The 18,078-nt window shown below is 73.4% G+C and carries 16 protein-coding genes; 13 read left to right on the top strand and 3 right to left on the bottom strand.

All coding sequences use genetic code 11. The features are described from left to right. Positions 1–41 precede the first annotated feature (41 nt). Positions 42–1,514: an Nramp family divalent metal transporter gene (locus ACYQ02_RS05815; protein ID WP_460039501.1), complete on the top strand. Its 1,473-nt coding sequence runs from the start codon at positions 42–44 to the stop codon at positions 1,512–1,514. A gap of 769 nt (positions 1,515–2,283) precedes the next feature. Further along, on the top strand, positions 2,284–3,969 hold the full coding sequence (gene aceB, locus ACYQ02_RS05810; protein ID WP_460039500.1) for a malate synthase A: 1,686 nt from the start codon (positions 2,284–2,286) through the stop codon (positions 3,967–3,969). Between the two features lie 121 nt (positions 3,970–4,090). Here aceB and ACYQ02_RS05805 read toward each other — a convergent pair whose 3' ends face one another. Further along, on the bottom strand, positions 4,091–5,062 hold the full coding sequence (locus ACYQ02_RS05805) for a thioredoxin family protein (protein ID WP_460039499.1): 972 nt from the start codon (positions 5,060–5,062) through the stop codon (positions 4,091–4,093). Between the two features lie 139 nt (positions 5,063–5,201). On the opposite strand from ACYQ02_RS05805, the gene ACYQ02_RS05800 reads away from it, so the two are divergent. From ACYQ02_RS05800 to ACYQ02_RS05765, 8 genes are all read left to right on the top strand, one after another. Further along, positions 5,202–5,759 (top strand): hypothetical protein, encoded by a 558-nt coding sequence (locus tag ACYQ02_RS05800; protein WP_460039498.1) that lies wholly within the window; start codon positions 5,202–5,204, stop codon positions 5,757–5,759. 112 nt (positions 5,760–5,871) lie between these two features. Then, complete coding sequence (locus ACYQ02_RS05795) at positions 5,872–6,339, top strand: CopD family protein (RefSeq protein ID WP_460039497.1); 468 nt, start codon at positions 5,872–5,874, stop codon at positions 6,337–6,339. Positions 6,340–6,516: 177 nt separating this feature from the next. Beyond that, positions 6,517–7,107 carry a GTP cyclohydrolase I FolE gene (gene folE / locus ACYQ02_RS05790; protein WP_460039496.1) on the top strand — a complete coding sequence of 197 codons (591 nt, stop codon included), beginning with the start codon at positions 6,517–6,519 and terminating at the stop codon, positions 7,105–7,107. 280 nt (positions 7,108–7,387) lie between these two features. Further along, the gene (locus tag ACYQ02_RS05785; protein WP_460039495.1) at positions 7,388–9,193 is read left to right on the top strand and encodes a PLP-dependent aspartate aminotransferase family protein; all 1,806 of its coding nucleotides are present in this window, start codon (positions 7,388–7,390) and stop codon (positions 9,191–9,193) included. 164 nt (positions 9,194–9,357) lie between these two features. Then, complete coding sequence (gene rpsD / locus ACYQ02_RS05780; protein ID WP_460039494.1) at positions 9,358–9,963, top strand: 30S ribosomal protein S4; 606 nt, start codon at positions 9,358–9,360, stop codon at positions 9,961–9,963. Positions 9,964–10,056: 93 nt separating this feature from the next. After that, positions 10,057–10,269, top strand: a complete 213-nt coding sequence (locus tag ACYQ02_RS05775) for an acetyl-CoA carboxylase biotin carboxyl carrier protein subunit (protein ID WP_460039493.1) — start codon at positions 10,057–10,059, stop codon at positions 10,267–10,269. Positions 10,270–10,298: 29 nt separating this feature from the next. Next, a complete protein-coding gene (locus ACYQ02_RS05770) occupies positions 10,299–11,840 on the top strand; it encodes an acyl-CoA carboxylase subunit beta (protein ID WP_460039492.1) in 1,542 nt (513 codons plus the stop codon). A 191-nt stretch (positions 11,841–12,031) separates the two neighbouring features. Then, on the top strand, positions 12,032–12,427 hold the full coding sequence (locus ACYQ02_RS05765; RefSeq protein ID WP_460039491.1) for a response regulator: 396 nt from the start codon (positions 12,032–12,034) through the stop codon (positions 12,425–12,427). Positions 12,428–12,749: 322 nt separating this feature from the next. Here ACYQ02_RS05765 and ACYQ02_RS05760 read toward each other — a convergent pair whose 3' ends face one another. Beyond that, complete coding sequence (locus ACYQ02_RS05760) at positions 12,750–13,259, bottom strand: SH3 domain-containing protein (protein WP_460039490.1); 510 nt, start codon at positions 13,257–13,259, stop codon at positions 12,750–12,752. 394 nt (positions 13,260–13,653) lie between these two features. On the opposite strand from ACYQ02_RS05760, the gene ACYQ02_RS05755 reads away from it, so the two are divergent. Then, complete coding sequence (locus tag ACYQ02_RS05755; protein ID WP_460039489.1) at positions 13,654–14,514, top strand: LacI family DNA-binding transcriptional regulator; 861 nt, start codon at positions 13,654–13,656, stop codon at positions 14,512–14,514. Between the two features lie 339 nt (positions 14,515–14,853). Here the strand turns inward: ACYQ02_RS05755 and ACYQ02_RS05750 are convergent, their stop codons facing one another. After that, positions 14,854–15,117 (bottom strand): DUF3243 domain-containing protein, encoded by a 264-nt coding sequence (locus tag ACYQ02_RS05750; RefSeq protein ID WP_460039488.1) that lies wholly within the window; start codon positions 15,115–15,117, stop codon positions 14,854–14,856. Between the two features lie 202 nt (positions 15,118–15,319). On the opposite strand from ACYQ02_RS05750, the gene yfmH reads away from it, so the two are divergent. Together yfmH and yfmF are read left to right on the top strand one after the other, a co-directional pair. Next, positions 15,320–16,621, top strand: coding sequence for an EF-P 5-aminopentanol modification-associated protein YfmH (gene yfmH, locus ACYQ02_RS05745; protein WP_460039487.1), 1,302 nt, complete (start codon positions 15,320–15,322; stop codon positions 16,619–16,621). Next, the gene (yfmF, locus tag ACYQ02_RS05740; RefSeq protein ID WP_460039486.1) at positions 16,618–18,072 is read left to right on the top strand and encodes an EF-P 5-aminopentanol modification-associated protein YfmF; all 1,455 of its coding nucleotides are present in this window, start codon (positions 16,618–16,620) and stop codon (positions 18,070–18,072) included. The genes yfmH and yfmF overlap by 4 nt, the downstream gene beginning before the upstream one ends. The last annotated feature ends 6 nt before the right edge of the window (positions 18,073–18,078 follow it).

The raw sequence follows: 18,078 nt of genomic DNA, 5'->3' as shown, positions 1-18,078 counted from the left end.
CGGCGGGGCCCAAAGGGGCCCGCCGCAGGGAGGGGTGAACCGTGGCGAACGGCGTCCGGACGGTGCCCATGGGATTGGGTCCGGCCATGGAGGTCGGCGAACTCCCGGCACCGCCGCCCTTCACGGGGCGGAACTTCCTCAAGATGATCGGCGTCAGCGCGATCCTGCTCAGCATCTCCATCGGCAGCGGCGAGTGGCTGCTGGGGCCGCGGTCGGTCATCCAGTACGGGCCGGCCCTGCTGTGGATCGCCACCGTGGCGACGGTCCTGCAGACGGTGTTCAACCTGGAGTGCCAGCGCTACACCCTGGCCACGGGGGAGTCGGTGATCCCCGGCCTCATGCGCCTCTGGCCCGGCCGGTGGCTGTGGGGTCCGGTCTGGGCGCTCATCTGCATCCTCTCCGTCTCGCCGGGCTGGGCGGCTTCCTCGGCCACCGCCCTGGCCGCCCTGCACCTGGGGCGGCTGCCCGGTGACGCCGACAAGGGCCTGGTCCTGGTCTACGGCATCCTGGCCATGCTGCTGGTCATGCTGGTGGTGACCTTCGGCAGCCGGGTCGAGCGGACCCTGGCGCGGGTCTCCACCTTCGCCGTCGTCTTCATCTTCCTGAGCCTGATCGTCCTCGACCTGTGGCTGGTGCCGTGGGAGTGGTGGGGCCGGGTCGCGGCCGGGTTCTTCCAGTTCGGCTTCCTGCCGTCGGGGGAGGGCGGCAGCGTGAACTGGACCCTGATCGGCGGCTTCGCCGCCTACGCGGCCACCGGCGGCGTCCTCAACATGGCGGCCTCCAACTGGATGCGGGACCGGGGCTGGGGCATGGGCGGGCAGGTGGGCTACATCCCGGCCCTGATCGGCGGCCGCAAGGTGGAGGTGTCGCCCACCGGCAAGGTCTTCGACCTGACGGCCGACAGCCTGGCGCGGTTCCGGGAGTGGCTGCGCTACTGCCGCTGGGAGCAGTGGACGCTCTACTTCGGCGGCTGCCTGCTGGGCATGTACCTCTGCGTCCTCCTCGCCGTCGGGCTCATCGCCCCGGGCACGCCGCTCAAGGGGAACTATGACGTCGCGGCGATCCAGGCCCACGCCGTGTCCCAGTTCCTGGGCGGTCTCGGCTGGGTCTGGGTCCTGCTTATCGGCTTCTGGGTCCTGTGGGGCACCCAGATCAACGCCACCGACGCCGTGGTGCGGCACCTGACGGACCTGTTGTGGGCGGCGGGACTGGGGCGGTTCACCCGAAACGACATCCGGGTCGTCTACTACATCATCCTGGCGGTCGTCACGGTGTGGCTGGCCTTCCTGTTCGCCTACAACCCCCTGACCCTGGTCCTGCTGGTGGCCAACATGGCCGGGGTCGCCTTCGTGCTGGGCGGGCTGCTGGTCCTCTGGCTCAACACCCGGATCCTCCCGCCGGAGCTGCGGCCCGGCTGGCTGTCACGGCTCGGCCTGGTGGCCCTCTCGGCCTTCTATGCCTTCTTCGTCTACCAGACGGGCGTGCAGGTGCTGCGGCAGTTACAGGGCGGGTGATGAACGGGCGGGGCGGGGCGTTCGGGTCCGGGACGTTCGGGCCGTCCCGGCGGCGGGATGCCCCGCCCCCACCCGCGCTCCGGGCCTTGGGCGCCCACCGGGGGGCCTGGCAAGGCGGCGGCCCGCCAGGGAAGGCGGTGCCAGGGGAGGTGGTCGGGTGAGCGTGCCTCCCCCATCGCCGGGGCCGGGGACGGCGCTGGGCGAAGGGGCTGCCGGCGGCGGGGAGGCGCAGGGAACGGGCCATGGGCGCACCGGGGCGAAAACGGGGCAGGGGGCTAACCGGAGCCGGGCCGTGGTGGTGGGGGAGGGGGCGCGGCGTGCCGCTGGCGCCCGCCTGCCGGCCGTCCGCCACCCCAACCCGTCCACTGGCGGATTGGGGCAGGAGGGCGGGCCGGGGGCGGCGAAGGGACCATGGTGCTGTAAAAAACATCCACGCCGCCCCGGCCGGTGGGGCCAGCACCCTGCCCCGCCCGGGAAGGCGGGTGCCGGTGCCACCCGGGGAGGCGGCCGCGGCGGCCCGGAGTGTCCTCCGGTGCCCGGCGGCCGCGGGGCTGCGAAGCGGCCTGCCGGCGGGACCGGCGCCGGACCCGGAGAGGCGTGGGCCGGAGGCCGGCGTCCCGACCCCCGCGCTCGGGCCGGGGCCCCTCCGCCCGGGCCGGAGGCCGGCGTCCCGTACCCTGCGCCGGGCCCGGTGTCCCTTCTCCCGGGCCGGCGGGGCGGGTGCAGGCTGCGGCCGTGGGCGTTCCGGCAGACGGGTCGAGGGGGCGCCATGCCGGCGCTTGGCTGCGTCTTGGCTGGGATGGGGGATGCGGCGGGGCGGCTGGGGTGGCCGGTGGCGGACCCCAAGGAGGTCGAGTGCAAGGTGACCCTGGACGGCATCGAGGTGCGGGGACCGATCCGGGAGGGTTATGAGCGGGTCCTGACGCCCGAGGCGCTGGCCTTCGTGGCCCGCCTGCAGCGGGAGTTCGATCCGGTCCGGCGCCAGCTGCTCCAGCGGCGGGCCGAGCGGCAGCAGGAGCTGGCAGCGGGGGCGCGCCCGGACTTTCTGGCCGCCACCCGGTCGATCCGGGAGGGCGACTGGCGGGTCGCTCCCGTGCCGGCCGACCTGCAGGACCGCCGGGTGGAGATCACCGGCCCCGTGGACCGCAAGATGATGATCAACGCCCTCAACTCCGGGGCCCGGGTGTTCATGGCCGACTTCGAAGACGCCAACACCCCCACCTGGGACAACTGCATCCAGGGCCAGATCAACCTGATCGACGCCGTGGAGGGCACCATCGAGTACACCAGCCCGGACGGCCGGATCTACCGCCTCGGCGAAAAGGTGGCCACCCTGGTGGTCCGGCCCCGGGGGTGGCATCTGGTGGAGAAGCACGTGCTGGTCGACGGCCAGCCCGTCTCGGCCAGCCTCTTCGACTTCGGCCTCTACTTCTTCCACAACGCCCGCCGGCTGCTGGAGAAGGGAACGGGCCCGTATTTCTACCTGCCCAAGATGGAGAGCCACCTGGAGGCCCGGCTCTGGAACGACGTGTTCAACCTGGCTCAGGACGCCCTGGGCATCCCGCGGGGGACCATCAAGGCGACGGTCCTGATCGAGACGATCCTGGCCGCCTTCGAGATGGACGAGATCCTCTACGAGTTGCGGGATCACGCCGCCGGGCTCAATGCCGGCCGCTGGGACTACATCTTCAGCGTGATCAAGAAGTTCCGCCACGATCCGGCCTTCCTGCTGCCCGACCGGGCCCAGGTGACCATGACCGTCCCCTTCATGCGGGCTTACACCGAGCTGCTGGTGAAGACCTGTCACCGGCGCGGCGCCCACGCCATCGGCGGCATGGCCGCGTTCATCCCCAGCCGCAAGGACCCCCAGGTGAACGAGGTGGCCCTGGCCAAGGTGCGGGAGGACAAGGTCCGGGAGGCGGGGGACGGCTTCGACGGCACCTGGGTGGCCCATCCCGACCTGGTACCGGTGGCCATGGAGGTCTTCAACGGGGTGCTGGGCGATCGCCCCAACCAGGTGGAGCGCCAGCGGGACGACGTCCAGGTCACGGCCCGGGACCTGCTGGACGTGCGGGTGCCCGGCGGGCGGATCACCGAAGAGGGCCTGCGCAACAACGTCAGCGTGGGCATCCAGTACCTGGCCTCGTGGTTGCGGGGCAATGGAGCGGCGGCCATCTTCAACCTGATGGAGGACGCGGCCACCGCCGAGATCGCCCGGGCCCAGGTCTGGCAGTGGACCCACCACGGGGCCAGCCTGGACGGCGGGCCCGCCGTCACCCCCGAGCTGGTGCGGAAGGTGGCCGACGAGGAGATGGAAGGGATCCGCCGGGCCGTGGGGGACGACTTCTTCCGTAACGGCCGGTTCGACGAGGCGCGGGAGCTCTTCGAGCTGGTCGCCCTCAGCCCCGATTTCATCGAGTTCCTGACCTTGCCGGCCTACGAGCGCATCGACTGAGGGTTCGGGGTCTGGCCTGGCCGGCCGGCGTTGCCGGACGGGACGAACCAGTACGGGGCGGGGAGGATGCCTCCCCGCCCCGTTGCCTTGGCCTGACGTGGAGGCCGCATCCCGGCAGCCGTCAGGACGACTTGCCGCCGGGCTCCCGGGCGTCCTGCCCTGCCGGGCCGTCCTGGGCCGGTGCAGCCGCCTGAGGCGGGGCAGCCTCCTGAGTCGCAGCCTTCTGGGCCGGAGCAACCTCCTGAGCCGGGGCGGCCACCTGGGCCGGGGCCGCCTCCTTCGCTGGGACCGCCGCCGGGGCCGGCGCGGCCGCCTCCGGCGCGGGGGCAGGCTGGGCCGCGGACCCGGCCTCCCCCGCGGCACCCTGGGCCTCGCCGCCCGCCGGGCTGGTGCCGGCAGCCTGGGCCGCCTGTTGCTTGGCCCGTTCCGCCTTCAAGCGGGCCGCCTTCTCCAGGGCCGCCTGGACCCGGGCGTCCTTGTCGGCCGCCCCCGCCTTGGCGGACGCGGCGGCCGGCGCCCCCTCGCCGGCGGCCGCCTTCTGCTTGGCCCGCTCGGCCTTGAGCTTCGCCGCCTTCTCCAGCGCCGCCTTGATCTTGGCGTCCTTGTCGTCGGCAGCCCCCGCGCCGGCGCCGCCCTCCCCGGCGCCGCCCGGCGCGTCGGATTCGTCGGTGGGCACCGAGGTCTTGACGTCTTCGACGAACTTGGCCAGGAACACGTCCAGCTGCCGCCGGACGTTGTAGGCGATGAGCTCCGGATCGGAGTTGACGATGAGGGGCTTCATCGTCGTGATCAGCTTGCCGTTGCGGAAGAGGGCGACCCCGGGCACGTGGGCCAGGTCGTAGGTCTGGTTGATGGCCCGGCGCCGGTGGTACTCCTGGATCAGGTCGGCGTATTCGTCGACGTTGATGCGAACCAGCTTCACGTCGGGATGCCGCTGGGCCTGTTCGGCCAGGGCCCGGGTGAAGAACTCCGTATCCTTCCCGGGCCGCCACAGCTCAACCAGGACCTGGCCCCGGTGCTGCAGGACCTCCTGTTCGAAGCGGTCGCGGGGAACCTCCAGCGGCCGGGTGAGAGATGGGGTCGCAGTCGCCATCGCCCTGCACGCTCCTTCGTCCCGAGCAATCGACATGACTACCAGGAAACATTGTACTACAAGCAGGGGCTTCCCTCGGCGGCGAGGCGCAGGCGGGACACCCGTTGCCGCCGAGGGGGAACGCCGCGGAGGTGCGACGATGCGGGTCCAACTGACGCCGGCCGCCGCCGCCTACGCCGCCCGGGAGCTGGCGCGGCGGCCGGAGCTGAACCACACCCTCACGGTGGAGGCCTTCCTGGTGGCGGGCTGTTGCTCCCCCAGCCTGCCGCCGGAGGTCCGGCTGGGCCCACCGCCCAGCGGGGACTTCCGGGCGGTGACGGTGCCGCTGGGGGATCGGGCGGTGCGGGACGAACCGGCGAACCCGGAGGGCCGGGGCACCGCCCCGGGGGGCCCGGGCGCGGCCAGCGGCGACGGGGCGGCGCCGGCCAGCCCGGGTATGGCCGCGAGCGGCATGGCCGCCCCGGCCGGGGAGGCGGGCGCCGCGGCGCCGCCCGTGCCGGCGGTGGAGGTGTACGTCGATCCCCTGGTGGACGACTTCGTCCGGGACTGGTACGGCGAGGACGGGCAAGAAGCGGCCCGCCGGGCGGTGCTCTGCATCGACCTGGCCCGGTATGCCGGCCGGGAGGAGCTGACGGTCCGGCCCTGGCCGCCGCAACCGCCGCAACCGGCGGGGGCGGAGGACGGCGGTGCCGGCTGAGGGCGGGCCGGGGCCCGGCCCGCCCTCGCCCCGGCCCCCGCCCGCGGTCCCGGCCCGGCCGGTTCTACCCCCCGGGTGCCTTTCGTATGGTGCACCGGGGGGATGTCCCGCCATGGGGCCCAAGGCCTGGTGGGTCTGGGCGCACGACCTGGGTGCGATGCTCTGGCTGGGCAGCGTCCTCTACCAGCTCCTGGTGGTGGCGCCTGTCCTGGCCGGCCAGCCGCCCCTGCTCCGCCGGCGCCTGTGGCTGCAGCTGGTCGGCCGCTTCCACGCCGTCGCCGGGATCGCCGCCGTGGCCGTCGTCGCCAGCGGCGTCCTCCGGGTGCTGGCCCTGCCCTGGCCTTGGGAGCGCCTGCCGGGCACCCTCTACGGCCGCCTGCTGCTGGGCAAGATGGCCGGCGCCGCCGGCATGCTGCTGACCGGGGCCGCCATCGCCTTCGGCGTCACGGCCATGCTGCGGGACCCCCGCGGCATGGAGCGCTTTCCCGTGGCGGCGCGGTGGCTGGTCCTGCTGCTGGCCCTGGAGGCGGCCCTGGGGGCCGTGGTCCTCTGGTGCGTCGCGCGGATCCACGGCGGCTAGCGGCGGCGGCGGGTACCCAGGTCGCCGGGCGGCCGCGGGATCCGCCATGGGCTACAATGGGGGCGTACCGGCGGCCGGGTGGGACGAGCCCGGCCGTACCGGCTTTGCGAGCCCGGCCGCCGGCGTTCACCGCCGAAGGGCGCTGGGTTCCACCTTCGATGGAAAGGAGACGCCCCCATGCCACGACGTGCCGAAGAGTTCGACCTGGAGCGGATCCAGCGGGCGGTCCTGGACATCCTGGAGGCCGTCGGCGAGGACCCCCAGCGGGAGGGTCTGGTGGACACCCCGCGGCGGGTGGCGGAGGCCTACCAGGAGCTGTTCAGCGGCCTGGGCCGCGACCCCGCCGACGAGCTCAGCGTGTTCTTCGAGACGGACCACGACGAGGTCGTGCTGGTCAAGGACATCCCCTTCTATTCGATGTGCGAGCACCACCTGCTGCCCTTCCATGGCCGCGCCCACGTGGCCTACCTGCCCCGCAACGGGCGCATCACCGGCTTGAGCAAGCTGGCCCGGGCGGTGGAGGTGGCCTCGCGCCGGCCCCAGCTCCAGGAGCGGCTGACCGTGCAGATCGCCGATGCCATCGAGGAGCGCCTCAACCCGCGGGGCGTCGTGGTGGTGATCGAGGCGGAACACCTGTGCATGACCATGCGGGGCATCCAGAAGCCCGGCTCCTACGCCGTCACCTCGGCGGTGCGGGGCCTCTTCCGGGAGAACGTGGCCAGCCGGCACGAGGTCTTCGCCCTGATCCGCAGCGACCTGCGCCCGTGACGGGCGGCCCGGCGCCGGCGGGGGCCTGGGGCGGGGGCCGGCGGGGGCCTGGGGCGGCGGGGCTTGGCGGGACGTGCCCGGTGCCGGCGGGGACCTGGGGCGGCGGGGGCCGGCGGGACGTGCCCGGCGCCGGACGGGGGCCTGGGGCGGGGGCCCGGCGGGACGTCCCCGGCGCCGGACGGGGGCCGGCCGCCGGCCGCGTACCGGCCGGCGCCATGGCCAGGCAGGATTCCACGGTCCCGCGGGGAACCGGAATTCCGACGCCGAAGGAGGGATTCCCTTGACCGACCGCCGCGACCCCTTCCGCGAATACTCCATCGAGACCCTGGCGGTGCACGCGGGGCAGGCCCCCGACCCGGCCACGGGCTCCCGGGCGGTGCCGCTCTACCAGACCACGTCCTTCGTCTTCCAGGACACGGACCACGCCGCCCAGCTCTTCAACCTGGACGAACCCGGCAACATCTACACCCGGATCAGCAACCCGACCACCGAGGTCTTCGAGAAGCGCATGGCCTACCTCGAGGGCGGCGTGGCGGCGGTGGCGACCGCCAGCGGCCAGGCGGCGACGACCCTGGCCATCACCAACATCACCCGGGCGGGTGAGGAGGTGGTTGCCTCCTCCAGCCTTTATGGCGGTACCTTCCAGCTCTTCGCCAACACCTTCAAGGACCTGGGGATCACCGTCCGCTTCGTCGACCCGTCGGACCCCGAGAACTTCCGCCGGGCGATCAACGAGCGCACTTGCTGCATCTACGCCGAGATCATCGGCAACCCGCGGCTGGACGTGCTGGATGTGGAGGCGGTGGCCCGGATCGCCCACGAGCACGGGATCCCGTTGATCGTCGACAACACCTTCGCCACGCCCTACCTGTGCCGGCCCTTCGAGTGGGGCGCCGACATCGTCGTCCACTCGGCGACCAAGTGGATCGGCGGTCACGGCACCTCCATCGGCGGCGTGGTCGTCGACTCGGGCCGGTTCGACTGGGGCAACGGCAAGTTCCCCCGGCTGGTGGAACCGGATCCCGGCTACCACGGCATCTCCTACTGGAACGACTTCGGCACCCTGGCCTACATCACCAAGCTGCGGGTCCACCTGCTGCGCGACGTGGGCGCCAGCCTGAGCCCCTTCAACGCCTGGCTCTTCCTCCAGGGCCTGGAGACGTTGCACGTGCGCATGGACCGGCATTGCGAGAACGCCCTGGCCCTGGCCCTTTGGCTCAAGGACCACCCGGCCGTGGAGTGGGTGGCCTATCCGGGCTTGCCCGATCACCCGACCCACCACCTGGCCAAGAAGTACCTGCGGCCGGGCCGCTTCGGCTCGATGATCGTCTTCGGTGTCAAGGGCGGGCTGGAAGCCGGGCGGCGGCTGATCGACAACCTGTCCCTCTGGTCCCACCTGGCCAACGTGGGGGACACCAAGTCCCTGGTCATCCACCCGGCCTCCACGACCCACCAGCAGCTGACCTCCGAACAGCGCCAGGCGGCCGGGGTCCCCGACGACCTGATCCGCCTGTCGGTGGGCATCGAAGGCCTGGCCGACCTGCAGGCCGACCTGGACCGGGGCCTGCGGGCCGCGGCGGGCCTGCCGGCGGCGGGGGCGGACGGCGATCCGGTGACGGCCGTGCGCCTCAACGACGAGGGGATCATCCGGGAGGTGGTGGGCCGGGCGACGGTGGACACCCCGGACGGCCCGCGGCCCCGGGTGGTGGCGGTGGTCGGCCTTTCGTCCGACCCCGGGCGGCCCAGCTACCGGGTGGCGCGCAAGCTGCAGCGGATGGGTTACAAGATCGTGCCGGTCAACCCGCGCGCCAGCGAGATCCTCGGGGAGCGGGCCTATCCCGATCTGGGTTCGGTGCCCGGGCCCGTGGACGTGGTGGTGGTGTTCCGCGCGCCGGAGCACGCGCCCCAGGTGGCGCGGGAAGCCGTCGCGCGGGGCGCCCGGGTCTTCTGGCTGCAGGAGGGCGTGGTCAGCCCCGAGGCGGCGCGCATCGCCGCCGAGGGCGGCCTCGCCGTGGTGATGAACCGCTGCATCTACAAGGAGGCCCAGCGCTGGCGGGGCCACGTGGCCACCTTCCGGGGGGCTTGATCCGGCCTCGTGGGCGCGCCGGACCGGCGTCCGTCCGGCGGCCCCGCCCGCCGGCGCGCCCGGCGGTGCCGGCGGATGGCTGAAGAGCGCAGGATGCCCCTTTCCTCCGCGTCGCGATCGGTTAAAATAGCCTTTGGCTGCTGGCAATCTGGGAGGTCGGTTGGATGGCACGCTACACAGGCCCCAAGCACGCCATGTGCCGGCGTGTGGGCCGGCCGCTCTGCGGGTCGCCCAAGTGCCCCGCCCTGAAGCGGCCCTATCCGCCCGGACAGCACGGGCCGGGCCGGCGGCAGAAGCTCAGCGAGTACGGCCGCCGTCTGTTGGAAAAGCAGAAGCTGCGCTTCATGTACGGCGTGCTGGAGCGCCAGTTCCGGCGCTACTTCGAGCGGGCGCAGCGGTCCAAGGGCAACACCGGCGAGCGGCTCTTGCAGCTGCTGGAGACGCGGCTGGACAACCTGGTCTACCGGATGGGGTTCGCGCCCACCATCTGGGCGGCGCGCCAGCTGGTGGTCCACGGCCACATCCAGGTCAACGGCCGCAAGGTCGACCGGCCGTCGTATCAGGTGCGGCCGGGCGACGTCATCGCGGTGCGGGAGAAGAGCCGCCGCATCCCGCTGATCCAGGAGAGCCTGGAGAACGCCCAGCGGGCGCCGGAGTACCTCAGCGTGGAGCCCGAGAAGTTCCAGGGCACGCTGTTGCGGATTCCCGCCCGGGACGAGATCCCCATCGACATCGAAGAGTCGCTGATCGTCGAGTTCTACTCGCGCTGAAGCACGGCAAGGCCGGTGCCTGGGCACCGGCCTTCTTTGTGCTTGGGTCGTGCTTGACTCGCCGTGATCAAAAGCCAGCGGGAGGGGATGGCGGTGCAGGTTCAGGCGGAGATGGCGGGCATCGTCCAGGAGGTCCTGGTGCGGGAGGGCCAGGCGGTGGAGGCCGGCCAGGACGTGGTGATCCTCGAGTCGATGAAGATGCAGATCCCCGTCGCCAGCCCCGCGGGCGGGACGGTGCGGGCCGTGCGGGTCCAGCCGGGGGATTTCGTCAACCAGGGCGACGTGCTGATCGAGATCGACACCTGAGCCGGGGATCGGTCACGGGAGGGGAGCCCATGAGCGGCGGTACCGCCGAGCTGGACCGGCAGCTGGAGGAGCGCCTGGCCGCGGTACGGCGGGGCGGTCCGGAACGCTATCACGAGAAGAACCGGCAGCAGGGCAAGCTCTTCGCCCGCGAGCGGCTCCGCCGCCTGCTGGATCCCGACAGCTTCGTGGAGGACGCCACCCTGGCCAACGTCCTGGCCGGCGACCTGCCGGCCGACGGGGTGATCACGGGGCTGGGCCGGATCGGCGGGCGGCCGGTGGCCGTGATGGCCAACGACTCCACCGTCAAGGCGGGTTCCTGGGGCGCGCGCACCGTGGAGAAGATCCTCCGCATCCAGGAACAGGCGCTGCGCCAGCGGGTGCCGATGCTCTACCTGGTCGACAGCGCCGGGGCGCGGATCACCGACCAGGTGGAGATGTTCCCCGGGCGGCGCGGAGCCGGCCGGATCTTCTACAACCAGGTGCGGATGTCGGGCGTGGTGCCCCAGATCTGCCTGCTCTTTGGCCCGTCGGCTGCGGGCGGCGCCTACATCCCCGCCTTCTGCGACCTGGTCATCATGGTCGAGGGCAACGCCAGCATGTACCTGGGCTCGCCGCGCATGGCCGAGATGGTGATCGGCGAGAAGGTCACCCTGGAGGAGATGGGCGGCGCCCGGATGCACTGCACCGTTTCGGGTTGCGGCGACGTGCTGGTGGGCAGCGAGGAGGAGGCCATCGCCGCGGCCCGGGCCTACCTGTCCTACATGCCCAGCCACTGGGAGGAGCGCCCGCCCCGGGCCGAGCCCCGGCCGCCGGCGCCCGGTCCGGCCATCGAGGCGATCGTGCCCGCCAACGCCAACGTGCCCTTCGACATGTACCGGCTGATCGACCGGCTGGTGGACGAGGGGTCCTTCTTCGAGATCAAGCGGCTCTTCGCCCCGGAGCTCATCACCGGGCTGGCGCGCCTGGAGGGGCGGGTCATCGGCGTGGTGGCCAACCAGCCCCGGGTGCGGGGCGGCGTGCTCTTCGTCGACTCGGCCGACAAGGCGGCCCGGTTCGTATGGCTCTGCAACGCCTTCAACATCCCCTTGCTGTTCCTGGCCGACGTGCCGGGGTTCATGATCGGCTCGGCGGTGGAGCGCCAGGGCATCATCCGCCACGGCGCCAAGATGATCGCCGCCGTCTCCGAGGCCGAGGTGCCCAAGATTTCCGTCATCGTGCGCAAGGCCTACGGCGCGGGCCTGTACGCCATGGCGGGGCCCGCCTTCGGCTCCGACGCCTGCCTGGCCCTGCCCACGGCCCAGATCGCGGTGATGGGACCCGAGGCCGCCGTCAACGCCGTGTACTACAACCACATCGCCCAGCTGGAGGGCGAGGAGCGGCAGCGCTTCGTCGCCGAGAAGCGTCGCGAGTACGCCCAGGACATCGACATCTACCGCATGGCCTCGGACCTGGTGGTCGATGAGGTGATCCCCGGGGCCCGTTTGCGGGACGAACTGGCCCGCCGCTTCGCCCTCTACGAGAACCGGCGGCGGGAATGGCCGGCGCGGCACTGCCCGGTCCACCCCGTGTGAGCCGCCGGGCCCGTTCCACCGCCGCGTGTCGAATCCTGTCTTTCGTTCGACACGGGCAGGAACCGGCCAGGGCCGGCGGTATCCCTTTTTGTATGGAGAACACGTCCCGGCCCGGAGCGGAGCTGGACGGGCCCGGCGGCAGGCCGGTGCCGTCGCCATCCCACGGTGGGCCGGGTGGGGAGGTCGAGGGGGTGCTGCCCGAGGAATCCACCGGCGGGCGCCGCGTCCTGGTGGTCGACGACGTGCCCGCCGTGCGTGCCTTTCTGCAGCTGGCCCTGGCGGAGCAGGGCTACCAGGTGGTGCTGGCCGAGGACGGCCGCACGGCCCTGGAACTGGCCCGGGAGGTCCAGCCGGACCTCATTCTCCTGGACTGGGTGATGCCGCGGATGGACGGGGCCCAGGTGCTCCGGGCCCTGCGCCGCGACCCCCAGTTGAGCCGGGTGCCGGTCATCGTGATGACCGGCAGCGTCGGTGTCGACGAGATTGCCTTCGAATGTGGTGCGCGCTGGGTTTTGGAAAAACCTTTCGGTGTCAACGACCTGTTTTTGACCCTGGAGGAGGCGTTTGCCGCGGTGCGGCCGGCCTGACCGGCCTTGCCCGGGCCCGAACCCAGGGAACCCTTCGGGGGTGGGTTCCACCGGTCCAGCCGGCCGGTGGGCCCACCCCCGCGCCGTTGGGCGGGGCGGGCCAAGAAGAAAGGCGGCCTCCGGACGAGGCCGCGGGAGATGGGGCCGGGACGGGTCCAGGATTCGGGCCGCTGGCCGCCGGGCGGCGTGGCCGGTGGGGGGCAGGATGCCCTCGCGGGCCCCGGGGGGCTGGGCGGTGCGAGGCCCGGCTGGGAGGGCCGGTCCTGGGCGGGGCGGGTGCGGCGCGGCCTCCGGGGCGGCCGGTGGCGGCGCCGCACCGCCGTCACCGCTGCAGGTACCGGGCGTCGACCCACCCCTCGTAGGTCCGGCCGTTGGCCTGGTAGCGCACCCGGGCCCAGCCGTTCTGCTCCTCCAGCACCTGGACGGTGCTGCCCTTGGCCAGGGTGCCGACCCGGGTGGAGTCCTGGGTGGGTTCGGCCCGCACGTTCAGGTACTGGGTAGTGACGGTGGCCGTCTGGCCGGTGCTGGCCTGGGGCTCGGCCGGCTGGGCCGCCTGATCCCCGGCGCCGGTGGAACCGGCCTGATCGCCGGCGGCCGCCTGGTCATCGCCGGTGCCCTCCTGCTCGGACCAGCCGGCCGCCAGGTCGCCGCCGCCCGCCAGGGCCGCGGAGATCTCGGCCTGCTGGGCCTCCAGCTGGGTGATGCGAACCATAAGGTCGTCGACGGTGGTCATCGTCTGCTGGACGTTGTTGAGCCAGCCCCCTACGCTGTACGCCATGAAGGCGACCACCAGGACGGCGACCACGACCCAGAGGCGATTGAGTCGCTCCATACCCGCACCCTCCTCTCGTGGTACAGGAATATGGGGGGCTGTCAGCGATTATTCCGCCCGTCCAGGGGCCGCCCCACCGGGCAGGCGGCCCCGCTCGCATCCCTCCCCGCGCGGCGCGCCCCAGCGGCGGGCCGGCCCGTGGCCAGGGAGCCGCGGTCCGGCCCGTGGGGGCGGAGGGGCGGTCCGGGACGTGGCCGCCAAGGGGCGGTACCGCCCGTGGCCGCGGAGCGGTGGCCCGGCAGGGTCATCCGGCACGGTGATGGGGTCGCCCCGTTGTCCCCGGGAGGCGGGTGGGCTAACCTGGGAACGGTGGGAAGCCTGTCCGCCGGCACCGGGGGGGCGGGAAGGGGCGCCGGCGAGGGACGGGTGGCCCCGGTGCGCGGGGGTGGGAGCGTTGACCGGTCCCCTGGACGGTGTGGTGCATCTGGTGGCACCCGAAGAGATGGACGCGGAAGAGGATGGCCTGGTGACCGCGCTGGTGGCCGCCCTGCGGCGCCGGTGGGATCGGGTGGCCGTCTGGCCGGTGGCCGACGCGGAGGCGGATCAGGTCCGTTGCCTGGCGGCGCTGCCGGAGGACGAACCGGTCCTGCTGGTCCCTGCCCAGGACGCCGGCGCGCCCTTGGCGAGCCTGGTGGCCGGCCGGGTGGCCGTCGCCGCCGGCCGCGTCCTGGCGGAGAGCCGCCTGGACACCTGGGTCGTCGAGAATTACCGCGCGGGGTATCTGGCCGGCAAGCACCTGGTCAACCTCAAGCACCGGGACGTCGCTTACCTGGGCCCGGCCGGCGGCTCGCCGGCCGCCGCCGAGCGGTTGCGGGGCTTTCGCCAGGCGTTGGCCCACAACGGCCGGGACCTGCCGGCTGAGCGGGTGGCCGAGGTGGAACCCGACCCGGCCGCGGTGGCCGAGGCCTGCCGGCGGTGGTGGTCGGGCGGCGCGGAGCCCACGGCGCTGTTTGCCGCCTCTCCGCGGCTGGCCGCCTGGGCGCTGGACGCGCTGGAGGAACTGGGTAAGGCCGTGCCGGATGGGGTGGCCCTGGTGGCCTACGGGGACGGCGTGCTGGCGCGGGCGCTGCGACCGCGCCTGACGGCCGTGGTGCCGCCCCTGGAGGAACTGGCCCGCCAGGCGGCGGCGGGCCTGGCGGCGCTGGCGGAGGAAGGCCGGCGGGCGGGCCAGGTCCGGGCCGAAGCGGTGCGGCTGGCCCCGCGGCTGGTGATCCGGCAGTCCTGCGGGCTGGCGGCAGGCCGGCGGGGGGCTTGAGGGGCGGGTCCGCAGGACGGCCTGCCGGCGCTTCGCCGCCCCACGGACGCAATCGGGAACCCCGGTCCCGGGCCCGCCGCCTGGTCGAGCAGCAGGGCGGGCCGGCCGGGGTCCTCCATACCGGTGCCGATCCTTCCGTGGTTCCGGCTTCACTCCGGCTTCCAAGTGGTTGGGGGCCGCGGCGGTACCCGGGGGCTGTGGCGGCGGCGAAGGGGTTCATGCCCGCCCCCGCCGGACCCGAGGCCGCCCGGGGCGCCCCCTCCCGCTGCGGACCGCCGTCCAGAGCGATGGGCCGCGCGGGGCCGTGGTGGCGCCCCGGTGCGCCGTGGTCCGCCGCCCTCAGCCGCTGATGTTGGGCTGGCGCTGGATGGCCTTGACCAGGGAGCTGGCGATGGCCTCCTGCTCCTGCTGGTTGGCCACCTGCCACATCTCCTTCAGCAGCCGCTGCTCGGGCGTGCGCGGTTCGACCTCCTGGGCCAGCCAGTCGCCGATCTGCTGGGCCCGGGCCTTGATGTCCTGCTGGGACATCCCGGCCTGCTGGGCCGCCTGGATCCGCTGGGAGAGTTCGCGGGCGAACTGCTGGAACTGGTCGGTCACGGGCATGGGGAATTCCCTCCTTCCCGTTGGTCGGGCGTAGTATCCACGCCCCCGGCGGGCGGTATTCCTAAGGAGGAGCGCGGGCTGGCGGATCCGGAGGCGGCCGGTGGACGCGTCGTGGGGCGCCGCCGGGGGCGGCCGGTGGCCGCCGTCGTCGGGCGCCGCCGGGTGCGGCGCCATGGCATGGAAGGAAGGAGGCGCGAGGGCCATGCGGCTTGAGGAGCGCGTGGTTCCTGCCCTGGGCGAGCGGGTCTTCGAGACCCGGGTCGAACCCGGCGCCGAGGTGGTGGTGATCCGCAAGCCGGGGTTCGGGAAGAAGTACGCGACCTACGCGACCCGGTACGGCAGCATCGACCGGGTTCTCACGGACCCCGCCACGGGCCGCCGGGTGGAGGTGCCCGCGGGGGCCGCCCACTTCCTCGAACACAAGATGTTCGACAAGCCGGAGGGCAGCATCCTGGAGCGCTTCGCCCGGCTGGGGGCCAGCATGAACGCCTACACCGGGCACTTCTACACCGTGTACCTCTTCTCGGTGGTCGAGGCCTTCGAGCCGTGCTTCGAGCTGCTCCTGGACTACGTCCAGGACCCGCGCTTCACGCCGGAGAGCGTGGCGAAGGAGCAGGGCATCATCGGCCAGGAGATCGCCACCGCCTACGACCACCCCACCCACCGGCTCTACTACGACTTCCTGGGCGCCATGTACCGGGAGCACCCGATCCGCGACTGGATCCTGGGCTCGCCCGAGTCCATCGCCACCCTGACGCCGGAACTGCTCGAGACGATCCACCGGATCGCCTACCACCCGGCCAACATGACCGTCTGCGTCGTCGGCGACGTGGACCCGGAGCAGGTGGTGACCATGGTCGCCACCGATTTGAAGGAGAGGGACATCCCGCCCCGCCCGCGCCCCGAGCGCCGCTTGCCGGCGGAGGGGCCGGACCTGGCCCAGCCCGCGGTGGAACGCCGCATGGGCGTCTCCCGGCCCTTCGTCCAGTGGGGGATTAAGTTCGGTGCCTTCGCCCCGACGCGGGACGGCCTGCGGGACGCCGTCCTGGGCGACCTGGTGGCCGAGGCCCTCTTCGGCCGGCTCAGCCCCTGGTACGAGGAACAGTACCGCCGCCACGTCATCACCGACCGGTACTGGTTCGGCCTCTCGGTGGTCCCGGGAGCGGCCCACTGGGAGGTGGGCGGGGAGACGGGCGATCCCGACGCCTTCGCCGAGGCCTGCAGCCGGCGGCTGGGGGAGGCGCTGGCCCAGGGCCTGGATGCGGACCTGTTCGAGGCGGTCCGCCGCAAGGCCCTGGGGGAGTTCCTGGCGGTGCTGGATTCGCCGGAGGAACTGGCCCACGCCTTCCTGACCGACCGGTTCCTGGGCTGGGACTTCTTCCAGCGCCTCGAGGTGCTGGCGGAGCTGGACGCCGAAGCGGCGACGGGCTGGCTGCGGCAGCATGCCGACCCGCGGCGCACGGTGCGGGCGGCGGTGCTGCCACGGGAGGAGGCGACAGCATGAGCGGTGGCAGCGGCTTGGACGGCACGGCCCATGGCGCGGCCCGGCCCCTGGCGGGACGGGCCCCGGCGGCGACGGCCCATGGCGCGGCCCGGCCCCTGGCGGGACGGGCCCCGGCGGCGGGGACGGACCCTGCACCGGCGGCTACCGCGACCGGGTTCGTCCGGCACGATCTGCCCGGCCTGCGGGTCCACGTCCGGCCCGACCCCCGGTTCAAGCGGGTCGCGGCCGTCCTGGCCTGGCAGATGCCCCTGGCGGCGGAGACCGCGAGCCCCTTCGCCTTGTTGCCCCGCCTGTTGCGCCGGGGCACCCGCCGGCATCCGGATCTGCCCGCCCTGGAACGGGCCCTGGCCGACCTCTACGGGGCCAGCCTGGGTGCCGGGGTCGAGAAGATGGGCGACCGGCACCTGGCGACCCTGAGCCTCACCTGGCCGGGAGGCCGGTTCGTCCCGGGGGCGGGGGACGAGGGGCCCGGCGGCCTGGTGGCGCGGGCGCTGGGCCTGTTGCTGGAGGTCTTCGCCGATCCCTACCTGGAGGGCGAGGGCTTCCCCGCCGAGCGGGTGGCCGAGGAGCGGGAAGCCCAGATCCAGCGGATCCGCGCCCTGGTCAACGACAAGGCGACCTACGCCGTGCGCCACTGCCTGGAGCACCTCTGCGCCGGTGAGCCCTACGGCCTCAGCGAGCTGGGGGATCCGGAGCGCCTGGCCGGCCTGGACGGCGACGACGTGCTGCGCCTGCACCGGCGGGTGCGGGCGGTGGCTCCCCTGGACCTGTTCGTCGCTGGGCCGGTGGAACCGGCGCCCCTGCTGGAGGCCGTGGCCGCCGCCTGGGAGCGGGTGGGCGGCGGGCCGCGGGAGGTCCTCGCCCTGCCGGCGGCGGTGATCCGGGGACCGCGGCCGGAGCCGCGCCGGGTGGAGGAGACGCTGCCCATGGAGCAGGGCTGGCTCGTCCTGGGCTTGCGGGCGCCCATCGGGTTCGACCACCCGCTGCGGCCGGCCCTGGAGATGTACAACGGCATCCTGGGCGGGTTCGTCCACTCCAAGCTGTTCCTCAACGTGCGGGAGCGGGCGAGCCTGGCGTACTCCGCCTGGTCGCGCCTGGTCCGCGGCAAGGGGCTCATCCTGGCCATGGCCGGCATCGACCCCCGCAAGCGGGCGGAGGCCGAGGCGATCATGCTGCGGCAGATGGAGGACATCGCGGCCGGGCGCATCAGCGACGAGGAGCTGGAGGCCACCCGGCGCTCGCTGGTGGAGCGGCTGCGGGCCGAGCTCGACCAGCCAGGTGCCCTGATCCGGGCCGCGCTGGAGGGGGAGGTCTACGGCCACCGGGACGACCCGGAGGGACTGATCCGGGCCTGGCAGGCCATGGGCCGGGCCGAGGTCCAGGAGGTGGCCCGGCAGGTGGGGCTGGACACCGTGTACTTCCTCCACGGCGGGCCGGGCGGGGAGGGATGACCGCCG

It is taken from the genome of Thermaerobacter litoralis (assembly GCF_054654595.1).
Note: the sequence above shows the minus strand (reverse complement) of the source record. Positions and strands in the feature narration are given on the sequence as shown.